The organism is Klenkia terrae, assembly GCF_037083865.1.
GTDB lineage: Bacteria > Actinomycetota > Actinomycetes > Mycobacteriales > Geodermatophilaceae > Klenkia > Klenkia terrae.
Map to the genome: position 1 here is coordinate 98,318 of NZ_JBAPLV010000004.1, position 16,929 is coordinate 115,246.

At 74.1% G+C, this 16,929-nt stretch carries 14 protein-coding genes and 2 tRNA genes; 2 read left to right on the forward strand and 14 right to left on the reverse strand.

Annotation, left to right across the window (positions count from 1 at the left end):
• Nucleotides 1-68 precede the first annotated feature (68 nt).
• Entirely contained in the window at nucleotides 69-758 is a 690-nt protein-coding gene (locus UXQ13_RS06015) for an IclR family transcriptional regulator (protein WP_263639387.1), read from the forward strand.
• A gap of 4 nt (nucleotides 759-762) precedes the next feature.
• Here the strand turns inward: UXQ13_RS06015 and UXQ13_RS06020 are convergent, their stop codons facing one another.
• From UXQ13_RS06020 to UXQ13_RS06070, 11 genes are all read right to left on the reverse strand, one after another.
• On the reverse strand, nucleotides 763-1,395 hold the full coding sequence (locus UXQ13_RS06020; protein ID WP_225234895.1) for a class I SAM-dependent methyltransferase: 633 nt from the start codon (nucleotides 1,393-1,395) through the stop codon (nucleotides 763-765).
• A gap of 5 nt (nucleotides 1,396-1,400) precedes the next feature.
• Nucleotides 1,401-1,805, reverse strand: coding sequence for a hypothetical protein (locus UXQ13_RS06025; RefSeq protein WP_225234894.1), 405 nt, complete (start codon nucleotides 1,803-1,805; stop codon nucleotides 1,401-1,403).
• A 10-nt stretch (nucleotides 1,806-1,815) separates the two neighbouring features.
• Nucleotides 1,816-2,922 carry a galactokinase gene (galK, locus tag UXQ13_RS06030; RefSeq protein WP_225234893.1) on the reverse strand — a complete coding sequence of 369 codons (1,107 nt, stop codon included), beginning with the start codon at nucleotides 2,920-2,922 and terminating at the stop codon, nucleotides 1,816-1,818.
• Nucleotides 2,919-3,992: a galactose-1-phosphate uridylyltransferase gene (gene galT, locus UXQ13_RS06035; protein WP_225234892.1), complete on the reverse strand. Its 1,074-nt coding sequence runs from the start codon at nucleotides 3,990-3,992 to the stop codon at nucleotides 2,919-2,921. Before galT ends, galK begins: the two co-directional genes overlap by 4 nt.
• A 56-nt stretch (nucleotides 3,993-4,048) precedes the next feature.
• Nucleotides 4,049-4,840 carry an SDR family NAD(P)-dependent oxidoreductase gene (locus tag UXQ13_RS06040; protein ID WP_225234891.1) on the reverse strand — a complete coding sequence of 264 codons (792 nt, stop codon included), beginning with the start codon at nucleotides 4,838-4,840 and terminating at the stop codon, nucleotides 4,049-4,051.
• Nucleotides 4,841-4,932: 92 nt separating this feature from the next.
• Entirely contained in the window at nucleotides 4,933-6,111 is a 1,179-nt protein-coding gene (locus UXQ13_RS06045; protein WP_225234890.1) for an LLM class flavin-dependent oxidoreductase, read from the reverse strand.
• Nucleotides 6,112-6,251: 140 nt separating this feature from the next.
• Nucleotides 6,252-6,324 (reverse strand) — tRNA-Glu (locus UXQ13_RS06050).
• A gap of 44 nt (nucleotides 6,325-6,368) precedes the next feature.
• A tRNA-Gln gene (locus tag UXQ13_RS06055) sits at nucleotides 6,369-6,440 on the reverse strand.
• Between the two features lie 65 nt (nucleotides 6,441-6,505).
• Nucleotides 6,506-7,672, reverse strand: coding sequence for a CPBP family intramembrane glutamic endopeptidase (locus UXQ13_RS06060; protein ID WP_225234889.1), 1,167 nt, complete (start codon nucleotides 7,670-7,672; stop codon nucleotides 6,506-6,508).
• Complete coding sequence (gene gltX / locus UXQ13_RS06065; RefSeq protein ID WP_225234888.1) at nucleotides 7,669-9,171, reverse strand: glutamate--tRNA ligase; 1,503 nt, start codon at nucleotides 9,169-9,171, stop codon at nucleotides 7,669-7,671. Before gltX ends, UXQ13_RS06060 begins: the two co-directional genes overlap by 4 nt.
• A complete protein-coding gene (locus UXQ13_RS06070; RefSeq protein ID WP_225234887.1) occupies nucleotides 9,168-9,971 on the reverse strand; it encodes a fumarylacetoacetate hydrolase family protein in 804 nt (267 codons plus the stop codon). The genes gltX and UXQ13_RS06070 overlap by 4 nt, the downstream gene beginning before the upstream one ends.
• 54 nt (nucleotides 9,972-10,025) lie before the next feature.
• Here UXQ13_RS06070 and UXQ13_RS06075 point away from each other — a divergent pair, with 54 nt between their 5' ends.
• Nucleotides 10,026-10,409 (forward strand): VOC family protein, encoded by a 384-nt coding sequence (locus tag UXQ13_RS06075; protein ID WP_225234886.1) that lies wholly within the window; start codon nucleotides 10,026-10,028, stop codon nucleotides 10,407-10,409.
• A 68-nt stretch (nucleotides 10,410-10,477) separates the two neighbouring features.
• Here UXQ13_RS06075 and cimA read toward each other — a convergent pair whose 3' ends face one another.
• The 3 genes from cimA to UXQ13_RS06090 form a co-directional block, all read right to left on the reverse strand.
• Nucleotides 10,478-12,082, reverse strand: a complete 1,605-nt coding sequence (gene cimA / locus UXQ13_RS06080; RefSeq protein ID WP_225234885.1) for a citramalate synthase — start codon at nucleotides 12,080-12,082, stop codon at nucleotides 10,478-10,480.
• A 225-nt stretch (nucleotides 12,083-12,307) separates the two neighbouring features.
• Nucleotides 12,308-13,330: a 3-isopropylmalate dehydrogenase gene (locus UXQ13_RS06085; RefSeq protein WP_225234884.1), complete on the reverse strand. Its 1,023-nt coding sequence runs from the start codon at nucleotides 13,328-13,330 to the stop codon at nucleotides 12,308-12,310.
• A 104-nt stretch (nucleotides 13,331-13,434) separates the two neighbouring features.
• Nucleotides 13,435-16,902, reverse strand: a complete 3,468-nt coding sequence (locus UXQ13_RS06090; protein ID WP_225234883.1) for a S8 family serine peptidase — start codon at nucleotides 16,900-16,902, stop codon at nucleotides 13,435-13,437.
• Nucleotides 16,903-16,929 lie beyond the last annotated feature (27 nt).

Below are 16,929 nucleotides of genomic sequence, written 5' to 3' on the forward strand. Positions count from 1 at the left end.
CAGGCTCGGTTGCATCTCATTGGATGGGATGCAAGTATCAGCTCGTGGGACAGCCTAACCCCGTCGGCGTGCTGGACAAAGCGGTCTCGATCCTGCACGCCGTGGCGGACGAGCCGGCGAGCCTCGCGGAGCTCGTCCAGCGCACCGGTCTGCCCCGTGCGACCGCCCACCGGCTGGCCGTGGCCCTGGAGGGTCACCGGCTCGTACGGCGGCTCCCGGACGGTTCCTGGGCCCCCGGCGCGGCCCTCGCCGAGCTCGGCCGCGGCGGCACCGACCTGGCCGACCGGCTGGCCGACGCCGCCGGCCGGCACCTGGTCACCCTGCGCGACGCCAGCGGCGAGAGCGCCCAGTTCTACGTGCGGGACGGCTCGGCCCGGGTCTGCGTCGCGGCCGCCGAGCGGCTCACCGGCCTGCGCGACACCGTGCCGGTCGGCGCCCGCCTGCCGATGACCGCCGGCTCCGCCGCGCACGCGCTGCTCGCCTTCTCCCCCGCCGACGAGGTCACCCCGCTGCTGTCGGCGTCCTCGTTCACCGCCCGCACGCTGCTCGACGTCCGGCGCCGCGGCTGGGCGCACAGCGTCGCCGAGCGCGAGCCCGGGGTGGCCTCGCTGTCGGCGCCGGTGCGCGACGCCGGCGGCGCGGTGCTCGGCGCGGTCTCGGTCTCCGGGCCGGTCGAGCGGCTCGGTCGCCGGCCCAGCCCGGACGTCGTCGGCGCCGTGCTGGACGCCGCCGCCGCGATCGGCCGCGCCGTCCGCTGACCGGTCAGGCCGGCCGGCGGGCCACCAGCAGCGCCTGCGGGTGCGCGGTCCACATCGGCGGGAAGCTCAGCTCCGCGACCGGCTCGAGCCCGGCGTCGGCGAGCACCGTCGCCATGGCGGCCGGCTGCCACAGGTGCGTCGTCCAGGTGATGCCGTCGACCCCGTAGGCCACGGTGCGCTCGACCTCGCCGTCCCCCACGTGGGTGCCCCACACCAGCTGGCCGCCGGGCACCAGCGCGCGGGCCAGGGTGGCCACGACCTCGGCGACCGCCGGCCGCGGCAGGTGGAACAGCGACCACCAGGCCAGCACCCCGCCCAGCGACGCCGGCGCCGGGTCCAGCTCGGTCGCCGAGCCGACCTCGAACCGCAGGTGCGGGTGCAGTCGGCGGGCGTGGGCCACCATCCCCGGCGACAGGTCGACCCCGGAGACCTCGACCCCCAGCCCGGCCAGGTGCGCCGTCACCAGGCCGGGACCGCACCCGACGTCCAGCACCGGCCCCAGGTCGCGCACGTCCTCGGCGACGGCGGCCAGCGCGGCCCGCAGCCAGGGGTGCGGCCCCAGGTCACCGGCGGCCATCTCGACGTAGGCGTCGGCCACCCGGTCGTAGGACGCCCGCAGGCCGGGGAGGTCGGTCACGGTGCTCAGCCCGGGAGGTCCGCGGCCCAGGCGAGGAAGGACGCCGCCTGCGGGCCGTCGAGCACGGCGACCGCGACCAGCGGGGCGTCGCCCAGGACCAGCGCCCAGGAGTCGGGCGGCAGGTGCCCGAGGTCGTCGTGCATCGCCGACCCGGGGCCCGCGGCGCCCGGCCGGCACAGGAAGGCCAGCGGCGGGACGGCGGACTCCGCGATGCCGGCCCGACCGCGCCCGACCGCGCGGACGTCGGAGGCGTGCAGCTGCACCCGGACCCCGCCCGCGGTCAGCACCACCGACGGGACGTCGCGACGGCGCTCGACCGGCAGCGGCGCGAACTCGGCCCGCACCGCGGCGCCCTGCCAGGGCACGACGGGGGCCGGGGGCACGGTGGGACGGCGGCGGAACCCGAACACGGAGGACCCCTCAGGCGACGCGGTGCGCGCCGGGCGAGGGGACGGCGACGAAGGTGCGGTAGCTGCCACCGGCCGGCTGGACGGCGGCGGTGACCGCGTCCAGGTCGGCGGTCTCCACCAGCACGATCGCCGAGCCGCCGAACCCGCCGCCGACCATCCGGGCACCGTGCGCCCCGGCGGCCAGCGCGGTGTCCACGACGGCGTCCAGCTCGGGCGTGGAGATCTCGAAGTCGTCGCGCAGCGAGACGTGCCCGGCGGTCAGCACCGGGCCGATCGCCCGCGGGTCGCCCCCGCCGGTGAGCATGCCGACGACCTGCAGCACCCGCTCGTCGTCGGTGACGATGTGCCGGGCCCGGCGGCGCAGCACGTCGTCGGCGAGCGCCTCGACCGCCTCCGGGGTGGCGTCGCGCAGCGCGGGGACGCCCAGCGCCTCGGCCGCCCGCTCGCACTCCCGGCGGCGGTCGCCGTAGCCGCCGTCGGCGTGGGAGTGGGTGTGCCCGGTGTCGACCACCAGCAGCGCGAGGCCGGCGGCGGCGAGGTCCAGGGGCACCTGCTGCCGGCTGCGGTCCCGGGTGTCCAGGAACAGCGCGTGGCCGGCCTCGCAGAGCAGCGACGCCGACTGGTCGAGGATCCCGGTGGGCGCGCCCACGAAGTCGTTCTCGGCCCGCCGGGCGATGTCCACCAGCGCGTCCAGCGGCAGGTCCGGCCGCAGCAGGTCGCGCAGGGCCAGGGCCACCGAGCAGGTCACCGCGGCCGAGGAGGACAGCCCGGCCCCGGCGGGGACGTCGCCGTCCACCAGGACCGAGAGGCCCCCGGGCAGCTCGAACTGCTCGGCCACGCCGGCCACGTACCCGGCCCAGCCGGCCGGGTTGCCGGCGCGGACCTCAGTCATCGGCAGCTCGACCACGGCACCGGGCTGCTGCACCGAGGCGATCCGGAGCAGGCCGTCGGTGCGGCGGGCCACCGAGGCCAGCACCCGGTGCGGCAGCGCGATGGGCAGCACGAAGCCGTCGTTGTAGTCGGTGTGCTCGCCGATCACGTTGGCCCGCCCCGGGGCCAGCCACACGCCCTCGGGGTCGGCGCCGAACACGTCCCGGAACGTCGTCGGGGAGGTCACGGCACGACCACCGCACGCAGGGCGTCGGCCGCGCCCTCGGGCGAGGTGTCGGACACGAAGGCGCCCATCCCCGACTCGGAGCCGGCCAGGTACTTCAGCTTGCCCGGGGCCCGCTGGAAGCTGAACAGCTGCAGGTGCAGCCACCACTGCTCGCGGCCGGCGTGCACGGGGGCCTGGTTCCAGGAAGAGATGTAGTTCATCGGCTCGTCGAACCGGTGCGCGAACCGGCCGAGGACGTCCAGGTACACCTCGACGAACGCATCGCGCTCGGCGTCGGTCAGGGTGGCGACGTCGGGGACCCGGCGGTGCGGGAAGAGCTGCAGCTCGTAGGGCCAGCGGGCAGCTGCCGGCACGAACGCCGTCCAGTGCTCGTTGGCCGCGACCACGCGCGGGCCGGAGCGCTCGGCGGCCAGCACGTCGGCGAACAGGTCGCCCTCGTAGGTGGCGACCTGGCCCAGGATCTTCTGCACCCGGGGGGCGAGGAACGGGTAGGCGTAGACCTGCCCGTGCGGGTGGGCGAGGGTCACCCCGATCTCCTCGCCGTGGTTCTCGAAGAGGAACACCTGCTCGACGCCGGGCAGCGCGGACAGCGCCTCCGTGCGGTGCGCCCAGGCGTCGACCACCAGCCGGGCGCGCTCGGCCCCGAGGTCGGCGAACGAGCGGTCGTGGTTGCTGGTGAACACGATGACCTCGCAGCGCCCCTCCCCCGGCCGCAGGGCGACCAGCGGGTTGCCCTCGGCGTGCGCGGGGACGTCCCGGTCGACCTCGGTGGACAGCGACGGGAACCGGTTCTCGAAGACCGCGACCTCGTAGTCGGCCTCGGGGACCTCGGTGGCCCGGGCCGGCGTCGAGGCGCACAGCGGGCACTGGTCGGCCGGCGGCAGGAAGGTGCGGGTCTGCCGGTGTGCGGCGATGACCACCCACTCCCCCAGCAGCGGGTCCCAGCGGACCTGCGAGCGGGTCGCCACCGGGGGCAGGTCGCGGGGGTCCACCGCCTCGCGCGGGGTCGGGACGCTGTCGAAGTACACGATCTCCCGGCCGTCGGCCAGGTGACGAGTGGTCGCGATCACGATTGTGAACGCTAACACCGGCCCGGCCGCACAGCGACGACCGGGCCGGGACGTCCTCAGATCGTGGCGACCGAACCGGCGTCGACGCGGTAGTTGCTGCCGTTGACGAAGCTGGCCCGCTCGGAGCACAGGAACGCGATCACCGAGGCGACCTCCTCGACCTGGCCGCGGCGGCCCAGCTCCATGCCCGGCCGCTCGTCGGCGAGGAACGACTCGACCGCCTCGTCGAACGAGGTCCCGTTCTCGTCGGCCCGCTTGGTCATCATCGCGTCGGTCATCGGCGAGGCGATGAAGGCCGGGGACACGGCGTTGACCAGCACGCCCTCGGAGCCGTAGCTCTTGGACAGGCCCTTGGTCAGGCTGAGCACGGCGGCCTTGGCGGCGCAGTAAGGCAGCTCGTCGACGTAGGGCTGGACGGCGTCCTCGCTGGCCAGCAGCACGATCCGGCCCCAGCCGGCCGAGCGCATGCCGTCGACGAAGGCCCGGACGACGCGGACCACCGAGAAGAAGTCGATCTCCAGGGTGGACCGCCAGCCCTCCTCGTCGATCTCGTGGAAGAGGCCCTGCGCACCGGTGATGCCCGCGGCGTTGACCAGGATCGCCGGGTCCCCGACGGCCTCGGTGACGGCGGCCTTCAGCCGGGCGACGTCCTCGGGGTCGGTGAGGTCGGCGGCCACCGCGGTGACGTCGCCGTCCAGCCCGGCAGCGGCCTCGTCCAGCGCCGCCTGGTCCACGTCGGTGATCACCACCCGCACGCCCTCCGCGAGCAGCAGCCGCGCGGTCTCCAGCCCGATGCCGGAGTCGGCGCCGGTGACCAGTGCCGTGCGTCCGCTGATGCCGAGGTCCATGGGTGCTCCTGTCGTGGGCACCCTCGCTGGGTGCGTCCGGGGGCTCCTGTCCCCCGGCCGCACCAGGCTCAACCCAGGGCGTGACCGGGCACTCAGCCCTTGGCGGCCACCTCGGCGGCGTAGCGCTCGGTCATCGTGGCGACCGCCTGCATCTGCTGGGCGGCGTAGTCCTCCCGCTTGCCGCTGGCCCGATCCTTGGCCCCCAGGGTGGCCTCGGCGTGCGTGGTCTGTCCGCCCTGGAAGTGCGGGAAGACGTGCTGGGCGATGAGCTCGTAGGACCGCCGGGTGGCCTCGGGGTTGGCCCACTCGTGGGCCAGCAGCAGCATGGCGCCGAACCCGCCGGACTGGTCCCACAGCTTCTGCACCTGCTTGCGGGCGTCCTCGACGGTGCCGATCGCGCCGATGCCGGCGTCGTTGATGAAGTCGATCATCTCCTTGACGTCGCCGCCCTCGACCGCCATCTGCGGGAAGGCCGCGGTCTTCTGGAAGTACCGGAACCAGCTCTCGATCCCGAACTGCACGTCGGCGTAGGCCTGCTCGCGGGTCTCCGCGATGTGCATGAGCCCGACCAGCCGCCAGTCCGCGCGGGACACGGTCTGCCCGTTCGCCTCCGCCCGCTCCTCGACGACCGACCAGTGGTGGGCGAGGGCGTCGAAGCCGTCCGGCGACAGCGTCGCGCCGATCGACAGCAGCCCGATGCCGTGCGTGCCGGCCTGCCGGGGACCGGTCGGCGAGGCGACCGCGGCGACGGCCACGTCGAACAACGGGTCGCTGTAGGGCCGCAGGTGCAGCCGGGCGTCGACCAGGGTGTGCGTGCGGGTCGTCGCGGTGACCGTCTCGCCGTGCAGCAGCCGCATGATGATGTCGAGGTTCTCGGCCAGCAGCTCGCGGGTGTCGGTGGGGTTGAGCCCCAGCATCATCGAGTCCGTCGGCAAGGAGCCCGGACCGCAGCCCAGCATCACCCGGCCGCGGGTCAGGTGATCCAGCATGACCATCCGCTCGGCCACCCACAGCGGGTTGTGGTAGCTGATCGAGGTCACCCCGGTGCCCAGCTTGATGCGCTTCGTGCGCTCGGCGGCCGCGGCGATGAAGATCTCCGGCGAGGCGATGATCTCGCTGCCGGCCGAGTGGTGCTCGCCGATCCAGGCCTCGTCGTAGTCCAGCCGGTCCAGGTGGGCGACCAGCTCGAGGTCGCGCTGGATGGCCGTCGTGGGGTTCTCCCCCGCCGGGTGGAACGGGGCCAGGAAGATGCCGAACCGGAGCCTGCTCATGTGGTCCTCCGCGCTGAGGGGTTGAGACCTCGATCACAGACCACCGCCGGGCCGCCCGTCAACGGTTGCACCCTGTTGCACAGGTGGGCCCAGGAATGCCGAGAGCCCCCGACCCGGGTGGGTCGGGGGCTCTCGAGGTGTAGCCCCGAAGGGATTCGAACCCTCGCTACCGCCGTGAGAGGGCGGCGTCCTGGGCCGCTAGACGACGGGGCCAGAACTGCAGTGCTGATCGTACAGAGGAGATGGAGCGTTCCTCGCTGGGGTACCAGGACTCGAACCTAGACTAACGGAACCAGAAACCGTCGGGCTGCCAATTACCCCATACCCCATGGGCTGTGCTGTTGTGCGGGCCTTGCGGCGCCGTCGAAGACACTACCCGATGGGTCCGCGCGCCTCACGCACCCCCCTGCCGGGACCACCGCGCGTCGGGTTCGGGGCCGCCGTCGGCGGGGACCGGCGCGGGCAGCGGCGGCGCCGGCACCCAGGTGGGCGCCCAGGCCACCGGCGCCCGGCGCAGGTCGACAGCGGGGCTGAGCAGCTCCGGCGCCAGCGTGCGGCGCGCGGCGCCCACCAGGGCCACGTAGGCCCCCATGGCGACCGTGTCCAGCAGGACCACCAGCAGGAACACCCCGGCCGGCGGCGACTGCGTCGAGACCCCGCCGCCCACCGCGCCGGACAGGACGAAGACCGCCACGTTGTTCACCGCGTGCAGCACGATGGCCGCCTCCAGCCCGCCGGTCAGCCGGGTCACCCACGAGGCGGCCAGCCCGAACACGAAGCGGTCCAGGAAGGTCAGCACATCCGGCGGGGCGTGGGCGGCCGAGAACAGCGCCGCGGTGAGGACGGCGGCCACCACCGCGCCGGTGCGCTCGGTGCGGAACCAGGCCGCCACCAGCTGGCTCAGGTACCCGCGGAAGACGTACTCCTCGGCCGCGGACTGCAGCGGGGTGGTGAGCAGGACGACGACCAGCAACCAGACGTAGCCCGGTACCGGACCGGTCACCGTCGTCCCGGGCTCGAGCAGCGAGATGCCGATGGTGACCACGACGCCCACGCCGAGCGTGGCCACCGCCCGCCACGTCAGCGGCACCAGCAGCCGCCAGCGCAGCTTCCCGGTGACCGACGAGGACCAGCCACGCCCGAGCCCGTGGGCGACCGCCCAGGCCGCCCACACGATCGGGATGGCCACGATCAGCGACAGGTTGGTCAGCAGCAGCACACCCGGGTCGGTGAGCTCGAGCAGGTCGGCCACCGGCACCAGGCCGGTCAGCAGGACCGCCAGGACGACGAGCACCGACGCCACCGCGTAGAGCACGCCGAACATCAGCAGGCCCAGCAGCGGCCGCCACCAGGCCCAGTCCCGGGTGCGCATCAACCACGCGTAGGGCCGCGGGACGTCGAACGGCGGCGCCCCCGGCGGGGTGACCGGCCGCCCGGCCCGCACCGGCGCGGGCGGGACGGCGGGCGGGGGTGCCTGCACCCAGGACCGCGGCACCTGCTCGGCCGCGCCCCACGGCCGGGTGGCCGGCGGGCCGACGTAGGACCACCCCTGCTCGGTCACGCGGTCGCGACCTCCCGGGCCGCCGCCAGGCGGGCCAGGGTGACCTCGCGGCCCAGCAGCTCCATCGACTCGTACAGCGGCGGGCTGACCGTGCGGCCGCTGATCGCCACCCGCACCGGGCCGAAGGCCTGCCGGGGCTTGCGGCCCAGCTCCTCGACCAGCGCCTGCTTCAGGGCGGCCTCCAGGTCCGGCGTCGTCCACGCCGGCAGCGCCGTCAGCGCGGCCGTGGCGGCGTCCAGCACCTCGACGGCGTCCGGGCCGGTCAGCTGCTTGGCCACGGCGGCCTCGTCGAGCACGACCTGGTCCACGAACAGGAAGCCCAGCAGGCCCACCGCCTCGCTCAGCACGACCATCCGCTCCTGGGCCAGCGGGGCGATCGCGTCCAGCACCCGCTGCTGCTCGGCGGTCGGCGTGGCCTCGACCAGCCCGGCACCGGCCAGGTACGGCGTGACCCGGGTGACGAACTCCTCGACCGGCAGGGCCCGCAGGTGGGTGGCGTTGATCGCCTCGGCCTTCTTCAGGTCGAAGCGGGCCGCGTTGGGGCTGACCCGGGTGACCTCGAAGGCCTCGACCAGCTCGGCCGGCGAGAACACGTCGCGGTCCTCGGCGATGGCCCAGCCCAGCAGCGCCAGGTAGTTGACCAGGCCCTCGGGCAAGAAGCCGCGCTCGCGGTACAGGTCCAGGTTCGACGTGGGGTCGCGCTTGGAGAGCTTCTTGTTGCCCTCCCCCATGACCAGCGGCAGGTGCCCGAAGCGCGGGGTACCGGAGGCGACGCCGATGTCGGTGAGCGCGGTGTACAGCGCCAGCTGGCGCGGGGTGGAGGAGAGCAGGTCCTCCCCGCGCAGCACGTCGGTGATGCCCATCAGGGCGTCGTCCACCGGGTTGACCAGCGGGTACAGCGGCTGCCCACCGGCCCGGGCGAGGACGAAGTCCGGCACGGCGCCGGCGGCGAAGGTGACCTCGCCGCGGACCAGGTCGTGCCAGGACAGGTCGGTGTCGGGCATCCGCAGCCGCAGCACCGGGGACCGGCCCTCGGCCCGGAAGGCCGCCTTCTGCGCGTCGGTGGTCTCCCGGTCGGCGCCGTCGTAGCCCTGCTTGGGGTCCTGCCCGGCGGCGACCCGGCGGGCGGCGACCTCCTCGGGGGTGGAGAAGGACTCGTAGGCGTGCCCGGCGTCGACCAGCTTGCCCAGCACGTCGGCGTAGATCTCGCCGCGCTCGGACTGCCGGTAGGGCCCGTGCGGGCCGCCGACCTCGGGGCCCTCGTCCCACTCCAGGCCCAGCCAGCGCAGGCTGTCGAGCAGGTGGCGGTAGGACTCCTCGGTGTTGCGCGCGGCGTCGGTGTCCTCGATGCGGAAGACGAACTGCCCGCCGGTGTGCTTGGCGTAGGCCCAGTTGAACAGCGCGGCCCGCATGACGCCGACGTGCACCGTGCCGGTCGGCGAGGGGCAGAACCGGGTCCGGACCGGCGTCGTCCCTGAGCTGCTGCCGGGGGCCGTCACGAGGCGGTGGAGGCGGTGTCGGCGCCGGTGACGCTGTTGGTCAGCTCGCCCAGGCCCTCGATCGCGCAGGTGACCGAGCCACCGGCGCGCAGCGGGCCGACCCCGGCCGGGGTGCCGGTGAGCACCACGTCGCCGGGCAGCAGCGTCATGACCTGGGAGATGTAGGAGATCAGGGTGGGGATGCCGAACAGCAGCTGGCTGGTGCGGCCGTCCTGGCGCAGCTCGCCGTCCACGGTGCAGGTGACCTGCAGGTCGGCCGGGTCCTTGCCGATGCCGGCCAGGTCGGTCTCGATCCAGGGCCCGATCGGGCAGAACGAGTCGAAGCCCTTGGCGCGGGTCCACTGGTTGTCCGCGCGCTGCATGTCCCGCTCGGTGACGTCGTTGCCGATCGTGTAGCCGAAGATGCTGGCCACCGCCTGCTCCTCGGTCACGTGCCGGGCGCCGCGGGCGCCGATGACCACGGCCAGCTCGGCCTCGTGGTGCACGTTGGTGCTGCCCGGCGGGATGCGGATGGCGTCGCCGGGCCCGATCACCGAGGTGGAGGGCTTGAGGAAGAGCAGCGGCTCCTTCGGGGCATCACCGGTCTTCATCTCGGCGACGTGGTCGGCGTAGTTCTTGCCGACGCACACCACCTTGCTGGGCAGGATCGGCGAGAGCAGCCGGACGTCGGCCGCGGCGTGCCGCTGGCCGGTGAAGCTGATCTGGCCGAACGGGTGGCCCTCGATCTGGGCGACCTGGCCGTCGCCGTCGAGGACGCCGAAGGACATGCCGGTGGGTGAGGCGTAACGGACGATGCGCACGGGTCGAGGCTACTGGCGTGCGGTCGGGCCCGTGCCGGGCCAGGATCGGCGGGCATGGCAGCCCGCATCACCTCCGTCGCCGTCGACGCCGTCGACCCCGCCCGCCTGGCCCGCTTCTGGGCCGACGTCCTGGGCTGGGAGGTGACCGGCGAGGAGGACGGCGTGGTCAGCCTCGGCCCGCCCGGTCAGCCCGAGAAGGGCCCGGTGCCGGGGCTGGACTTCCTGCCCACCCCCGACCCCACCCCGGGCAAGGTGCGGCTGCACCTGGACCTCAACGCCACCGACCGGGACCAGGACGCCGAGCTGCAGCGGCTGCTGGACCTCGGCGCGACCCGGGCCGACGTCGGCCAGGGACCGCGCACCGAGGAGATGACCTGGTACGTCCTCGCCGACCCGGAGGGCAACGAGTTCTGCCTGCTGGCCTCCACGGTGAGGTGATGGAACGGCCCCGTCGCAGGGACCCGCGGCGCGCGGAGCGCGTCGTGGGGGGCGACGGGGTCCTTCTGTCAGCGCACCGTGACGGCGTAGGTGAGGGCGTCGACCATCGCCAGCCAGGAGGCCTCGACGATGTTCTCGTGCACCCCGACGGTGGTCCACTCCCCCGCCTTGTCCGCGGTGTCCACGAGCACCCGGGTGGTCGCGCTGGTGCCGCCGGTCCAGCCCAGGATGCGGACCTTGTAGTCGGCCAGCTCGACGTCGGCCAGCTGCGGCCAGCGGCCCACCAGGGCCGACCGCAGCGCGGTGTCCAAGGCGTTGACCGGCCCGTTGCCCTCGCCGACCGTGACCACCCGCTCGGTGCCGCCGAGGCCGTCGGGCAGCAGCACCTTCACCACCGCCTCGCTGACCACCTGGCCGTCGGGGCGGTGCTCGACGGTGGTGCGCCAGCTCTCCAGCTCGAACAGCCGCGCCGGGGCGTCGGGCAGCTCGCCGCGCAGCAGCAGCTCGAAGGAGGCGTCGGCGGCCTCGTAGGACCAGCCGCGGGCCTCCCGCTCCTTGACGGCAGCGACGACCCGGCCGACGGCGTCCCCCTGCCCGGCCAGGTCGACGCCGAGCTCGCGGCCCTTCAGCTCGACCGAGGCGCGGCCGGCCATCTCGGTGACCAGGATGCGCATGTCGTTGCCCACCACGACCGGGTCCAGGTGGTTGTAGAGCTCCGGGCTGACCTTGATGGCGCTGGCGTGCAGGCCGGCCTTGTGCGCGAACGCCGAGGCCCCGACGAAGGGCTGGTGGTCGTCGGGGGTGAGGTTGGCGAGCTCGGCGATCGCGTGGCTGACCCGGCTCAGCTCGGGCAGGCACTCCGCGGGGACGACCGGCAGCCCCATCTTGGTGACCAGGTTGCCGATCAGGGTGAAGGTGTCGGCGTTGCCGGCCCGCTCGCCGTACCCGTTCGCCGTCCCCTGGACCTGGGTGGCGCCGGCCTCGACGGCGGCCAGGCTGTTGGCGACGGCGCAGCCGGTGTCGTCCTGGCAGTGGATGCCCAGCTGGCCCTCGACCCGGGCCCGGACGTCGGCGACCACCCGGCCGACGCCGCTGGGCAGCATCCCGCCGTTGGTGTCGCACAGGACGCCGACCTCGGCGCCGGCGGCGAAGGCAGCCCGCAGCACGGCGACCCCGTGGTCGGGGTCGAACGCGTACCCGTCGAAGAAGTGCTCGCAGTCGACGAACACCCGCCGGCCGTGGCCGACCAGGAAGGCGACGGTGTCGGCCACCATCGCCAGGTTCTCCTCCGGCGTGGTGCGCAGGGCGTCCCGGACGTGCCGCAGGTCGGACTTGGCGACCAGGCAGACCACCGGGGCGCCGGAGTCCAGCAGCGCCCGCACCTGGGCGTCGTCCTCGACCGCCACCCCGGCCTTGCGGGTGGCCCCGAACGCGACCAGCACGGCGTGCCGCAGCTGCAGCTCGGTGCGGGCCCGGGCGAAGAACTCGGTGTCCTTGGGCAGCGCCCCGGGCCACCCGCCCTCGATGTAGGCGACCCCGACGTCGTCGAGCAGCCGGGCGACGGCGAGCTTGTCGGCCACCGAGTACGTGATGCCCTCGCGCTGGGCACCGTCGCGCAGGGTGGTGTCGAAGACCTCGACGACGGGGCGGACGGGGGTCTGCTGCTCGGTCACGGCGTGCCTCTCGGGGGGTGTGCGGGTCCGGACACGAAAAAACCCCCCGGGGTACGGAGGGTCGGCGCGCAGTCGGGGAGGTGACTGCGCGCTAGGTGATGATGATCGTGCCGGCGGTGTGCATCGCCGCAGATGGTCGCACCCGGGGTCCGCGAGGAGCAAGCGCGGGCGCGCACCCGCGGTGCGGGTGCGCGCCCGTGGAGCGGCGGTGCGGTCGGTGCGGGGTCAGCCCGAGGCGAGGGCGGCGAGGCGGTCGCCGACGTCGCTGGTGCGGATCGGCTGGGCCCTGTCCCGGGTGGACAGGTCGAAGGCGACGGCGGCGTTGACCTTGCGGGCCTGCTCGCTGCGGCCCAGGTGGTCCAGCAGCAGGCCCACCGACAGCACGGTCGCGGTCGGGTCGGCCTTGCCCTGCCCGGCGATGTCGGGCGCCGAGCCGTGCACGGGCTCGAACATCGAGGGGTTGGTGCCCGAGGCGTCCAGGTTGCCGCTGGCGGCCAGCCCGATGCCACCGGTCACCGCGGCGGCGATGTCGGTGACGATGTCACCGAAGAGGTTGTCGGTGACGATCACGTCGTACCGGCTCGGGTCGGTCACGAAGAACATCGCCGCGGCGTCCACGTGCTGGTAGGCCACCGTGATGTCGGGGAACTCCGCGGCGACCTCCTCCACCGTGCGCGACCACAGCGACCCGGCGTGGGTGAGCACGTTGGTCTTGTGGATCAGCGTCAGGTGCTTGCGCGGGCGGGCCACGGCCCGCTCGAAGGCGTACCGGACGACCCGCTCGACGCCGAAGGCGGTGTTCAGGCTGACCTCGGTGGCCACCTCGTGCGCGGTGTCCCGGCGCAGCACCCCGCCGTTGCCGACGTAGGGCCCCTCGGTGCCCTCGCGGATGCAGAGCATGTCGATGTCGCCGGGGGCTGCCAGCGGGCTGGTGACGCCGTCGTAGAGCTTCGCCGGGCGCAGGTTGACGTGGTGGTCGAGCTCGAACCGCAGCTTGAGCAGCAGCCCCCGCTCGAGGATGCCGCTGGGCACGCTGGGGTCCCCGACCGCGCCGAGCAGGATCGCGTCGTGGCCGCGCAGCTCGTCGAGCACCGTGTCGGGCAGCAGCTCCCCCGTGCGCTGCCAGCGGGCAGCTCCCAGGTCGTAGTGCGTGGTCTCGACGTCGGGGGCCACCTCGCCGAGGACCTTGAGGCCCTCGGCCACCACCTCGGGGCCGATGCCGTCTCCAGGGATCACTGCCAGGCGCATGGGGTCAGAGGCTAGTGCCCGGCCGGTCCACCGCCGTACCCGGACGCACCGACGCCCCCCGCAGGTGGCTCCTGCGGGGGGCGTCGGGTCGTGCGGTGCGGGCGTCAGCCCGCGGGCGGTACCTCGGTGGACGCCGGGGCCTCGGACGCCGGGGACTCGGTCGCCTCGGCCGCCGGCGGCTCGGTCACCTGCTCGTCCGGCGGCGTCGTCGGGTCCACCGGGGTGGAGTCCGCCGGCGGCACCGTCGTGACCGTGGCGTCCCCGGCCGACGGCGCGATGGCCACCGACTGGGTCCGGCCGACCGCGCCGCTGTTCTGGCTCAGCACGACCATCGCGCCCTTGTCCCCGCCGACCGCGGTGTCCGCGGCGTAGGAGGCGGCGTCCTGGGTGACGGCCAGCTGCGTGCCGTCGGTCGCCGGCACCATCAGCGCGGACTCGCCGTCCACGTCGAAGGACAGGCCCGGGGCGGTCGGGTCGAAGCTCATCGCCTGGGGCGCGAGCTCGGTCCCGGCCGGGGTGCTGACCGTGCCGACGTCGTCCACCGTGCCGTTGTAGCTGGCCGACTGGACGCCGAAGGTGATCCGGCCCGACACCTCGGGCAGCGCCGACAACGGCACGCCGAGGACCTGGACGTCGGAGTCGAACGCGTTGGTGTCGACGAGCCCGTCGTACAGGTTCATCGGCGCCACGTACGGCTCCCCGCCCGGGCCCACGAGGTTGTAGTCCCGGTCGGTGATGACGACCAGCGGGATGTCGTAGTCCGCGATCCGGGTCGTGGTGACCTGGTAGTCCCAGAGCCCGTCACCGGTCGCGTCGAGGTAGACGCCGTAGTTCACGGCCGTCTCCGCCGAGGTGAACCGGCCGTGCGCGGAGACCGCGAAGTACAGGCCGGCGTCGTCGCCGAACTGCTGCACGTCCGAGGCGACCCCGACCGCGGCCAGGTCGACCGAGCGCTCGAGCTCGGTCTTGTAGCAGCTGCTGGAGACCGTCGTGGTGCACTGCGCCATCTCCGGGCTGGTGCCGAGCTGCTCGAACCCGCTCACCAGGGAGGTGTAGCTGTTCGGGTCCAGCGGCTCGCCGTTGGCCACGCCCTCGCCGGCGAGGGTGATGGTGGAGCCGTCCTCGTCGGCCGACGCGGTCAGCGTGGAAGCCGGCTTCGGGTTGGCGTGCACCGGCACCCGCAGCGTCTCGCCCCGGTTGTTGTTCGGGGTGAGGACGACGCGGCCGCTGGCCTCGCCGAGGAACTGGCGGCCGTCGTCGGTGACGACCGTCGGGTCGGCGACCTTGAGCAGGTCGTCCTGGGTGGCGGTCATGGTGATCGTCACCGTGCGGCTCTGGCCCGGGGGCACGGTGAGCCGCTGGGCGGACAGCGCGTAGCGGACGCCGGGCTGCTCGACGAGCGCGTCGTAGCTGACCCGGTAGACGGCCGCCCGGGTGCCCTTGTTGGCCACGGTGATCGTCTTGGTCGCCGACACCTGCTCCTGGTCGACCTCGACGACGCCGAAGGAGGCGGTGACGACGCCGGACCCGGCCTCGGCGTAGGCCAGCACCGTGTTGTTCAGCGCGGCCTCGGCGTCGATCCGGCCGGCGCCGACCCGGTTGGGCCCGTACACGTCGCCGGTCTGGTCCGGTCCGGTGTAGAGGTCGTGGCCGGCGGTGTTCATCAGGTCGGCCTTGACCTCCTCGGTGGTCCACTCCGGGTGCGCCGCGCGGATGAGCGCGGTGACCCCGGCGGTGACCGGGGTGGCCATCGAGGTGCCCGACAGGCTCTCCCCGCCGCTGCCCTCGCCGACGCCGGCCGAGTAGAGCGTCACGCCCGGTGCGGTGACGTCGGGCTTGGCGCCGTCCTCCTGGCGCACCCCGCGGGAGCTGAACGAGGCGAGCAGGTCGACCTGCTCGGGGCTCGTGGCGGTCGCGGCGTCGCGCAGGCTCGGCCCGAAGGTCACGGTGACGGTCTGACCACCGCCGACGGCGTCGCGCAGCGCGGCCCCGTCGGTGGCCGGCACCAGGATGCCCGGGATCTGGGCGACCCCGGTGATGCCGGTCTCCAGCAGGTCGTCGTCGCCGATGATCATGAATCCGGCGGCGCCGGCGTTCACCGCGTTGGTGCCCTTGGCCACCGATCCGCAGGCGAAGCCGTCGGCCTCGATCAGCAGGATCTCCCCCGCCGCGTAGCCGGCCGGCAGCGGTGCGCAGGCCGACTCGTTGCCCGCCGGGGCGTAGACGAGGTCACCGGTGACGTCGGGCTTCGTGGCCCCGGCGTCGTCGGTGTCGCTGTAGGCCTGCGAGCGCAGCCCGGGCCGGACGCCGTCCACGACGCCGTCGGGTGCGGTGACCTGCCAGCCGTCGAAGACGCCGTAGCCGTCGTTGCTGGCGGCCACGCCGATGCCCCGGGGGGCGTTGCCGGGCGAGCCGCCGATGTCGTAGCTGTCACCGGCGTTGCCGGCGGCCAGGACGGCGAGCATGCCCAGCTGCATGGCCTGGTCGATGGCCATGGAGTCGGCGTCGTCGGCCAGGCCGTAGTCCGAGCCCAGCGACAGGTTGACGACGTCCAGGTGGTCGCTGGGGTCACCGTCCTGGTTGGGGTCCAGCGCCCACTCGATGGCCTGCATCGTCACGTCGGTGGAGCCGTCGCAGCCGAAGACCTTCAGGGCGTAGAGGTCGGCGCCGGGCGCCATGCCCGGCCCGATCCGCAGGTCGGCGGGGACGCCGCCGTCGTAGCCCGCGGTGTAGGTGCTGCCGTCGGCGTTCACGCCGTACCCGGCCGAGGTGCCGGCGACGTGGGTGCCGTGGCCGTTGCAGTCCAGCGGGTTGGGGTCGGGCATGGCGACCGGCTGGTAGGCCGGGCTGCTCGGGTCGGCGTTGTAGCTGTCGCCGACGAAGTCGTAGCCGCCGACCACCTTGGCGTTCGGGAAGATCCCGGCCGGGGCGGGCTGGGCCTCGTAGGACTGCAGGGTGTCGTACTGGTCGACGCTGCCGCTGCCGCCGAAGTCGGTGTGGGTGTAGTCGATGCCGGTGTCGATGATGCCGATCGACACCCCCTCGCCGGTGTTGCCGAGGTCCTGCCAGGCCTGCACGGCCTGCACGACCGACGCGGCGCCGGTGTTGCTGACCTGCTTGGGCGTGATCGGGTGGACCGCGACGACGTCGGGCAGCGCGGCCAGGGCCTCGTAGTCGGCGGCGTCGGCACGGACGGCCACGCCGGAGAGCACCGTCGAGGTGGTGTAGAGCACCTGGGCGTCCGGCACGGCCGCCGGCACGTCCGCGGCCACCTGGGCGGCCGCGGCCTCGGCGGCCGGCTGGGCGGCCGCGGCTGCGGCTCCCGCGGCCGCCTCGCCGGAGCCGGGCAGGACGTCGGTGAAGACCTCCGAGGTGGAGGGGGTGCTCGTCTGGACGAAGAAGGAGGCCGGACCGCTGGCGGGCAGGCCCGCCGGTCGGCCGCCGTCGAGGCGGGCGGAGAGGGAGTCCTGGACCTGCTGCAGCTGGTCCGGGGTGAGCGAGAGCCGCTCCTGCCCGGCCCGGGCCGCGATGTCGTCCGGGGAGGCCGAGGCGATGCCCGCGCCCCCCGTCATGGTGAGGGCCGCCGCGATCGCGACGAT

What these genes read in the sequence shown, in the direction of transcription:
- UXQ13_RS06040 (WP_225234891.1), bottom strand. Translation starts at nt 4,840, where the DNA reads ATGGACCTCGGCATCAGCGGACGCACGGCACTGGTCACCGGCGCCGAC.
- UXQ13_RS06045 (WP_225234890.1), bottom strand. Translation starts at nt 6,111, where the DNA reads ATGAGCAGGCTCCGGTTCGGCATCTTCCTGGCCCCGTTCCACCCGGCG.
- UXQ13_RS06075 (WP_225234886.1), top strand. Translation starts at nt 10,026, where the DNA reads ATGGCAGCCCGCATCACCTCCGTCGCCGTCGACGCCGTCGACCCCGCC.
- UXQ13_RS06085 (WP_225234884.1), bottom strand. Translation starts at nt 13,330, where the DNA reads ATGCGCCTGGCAGTGATCCCTGGAGACGGCATCGGCCCCGAGGTGGTG.
- UXQ13_RS06090 (WP_225234883.1), bottom strand. Translation starts at nt 16,902, where the DNA reads ATGACGGGGGGCGCGGGCATCGCCTCGGCCTCCCCGGACGACATCGCG.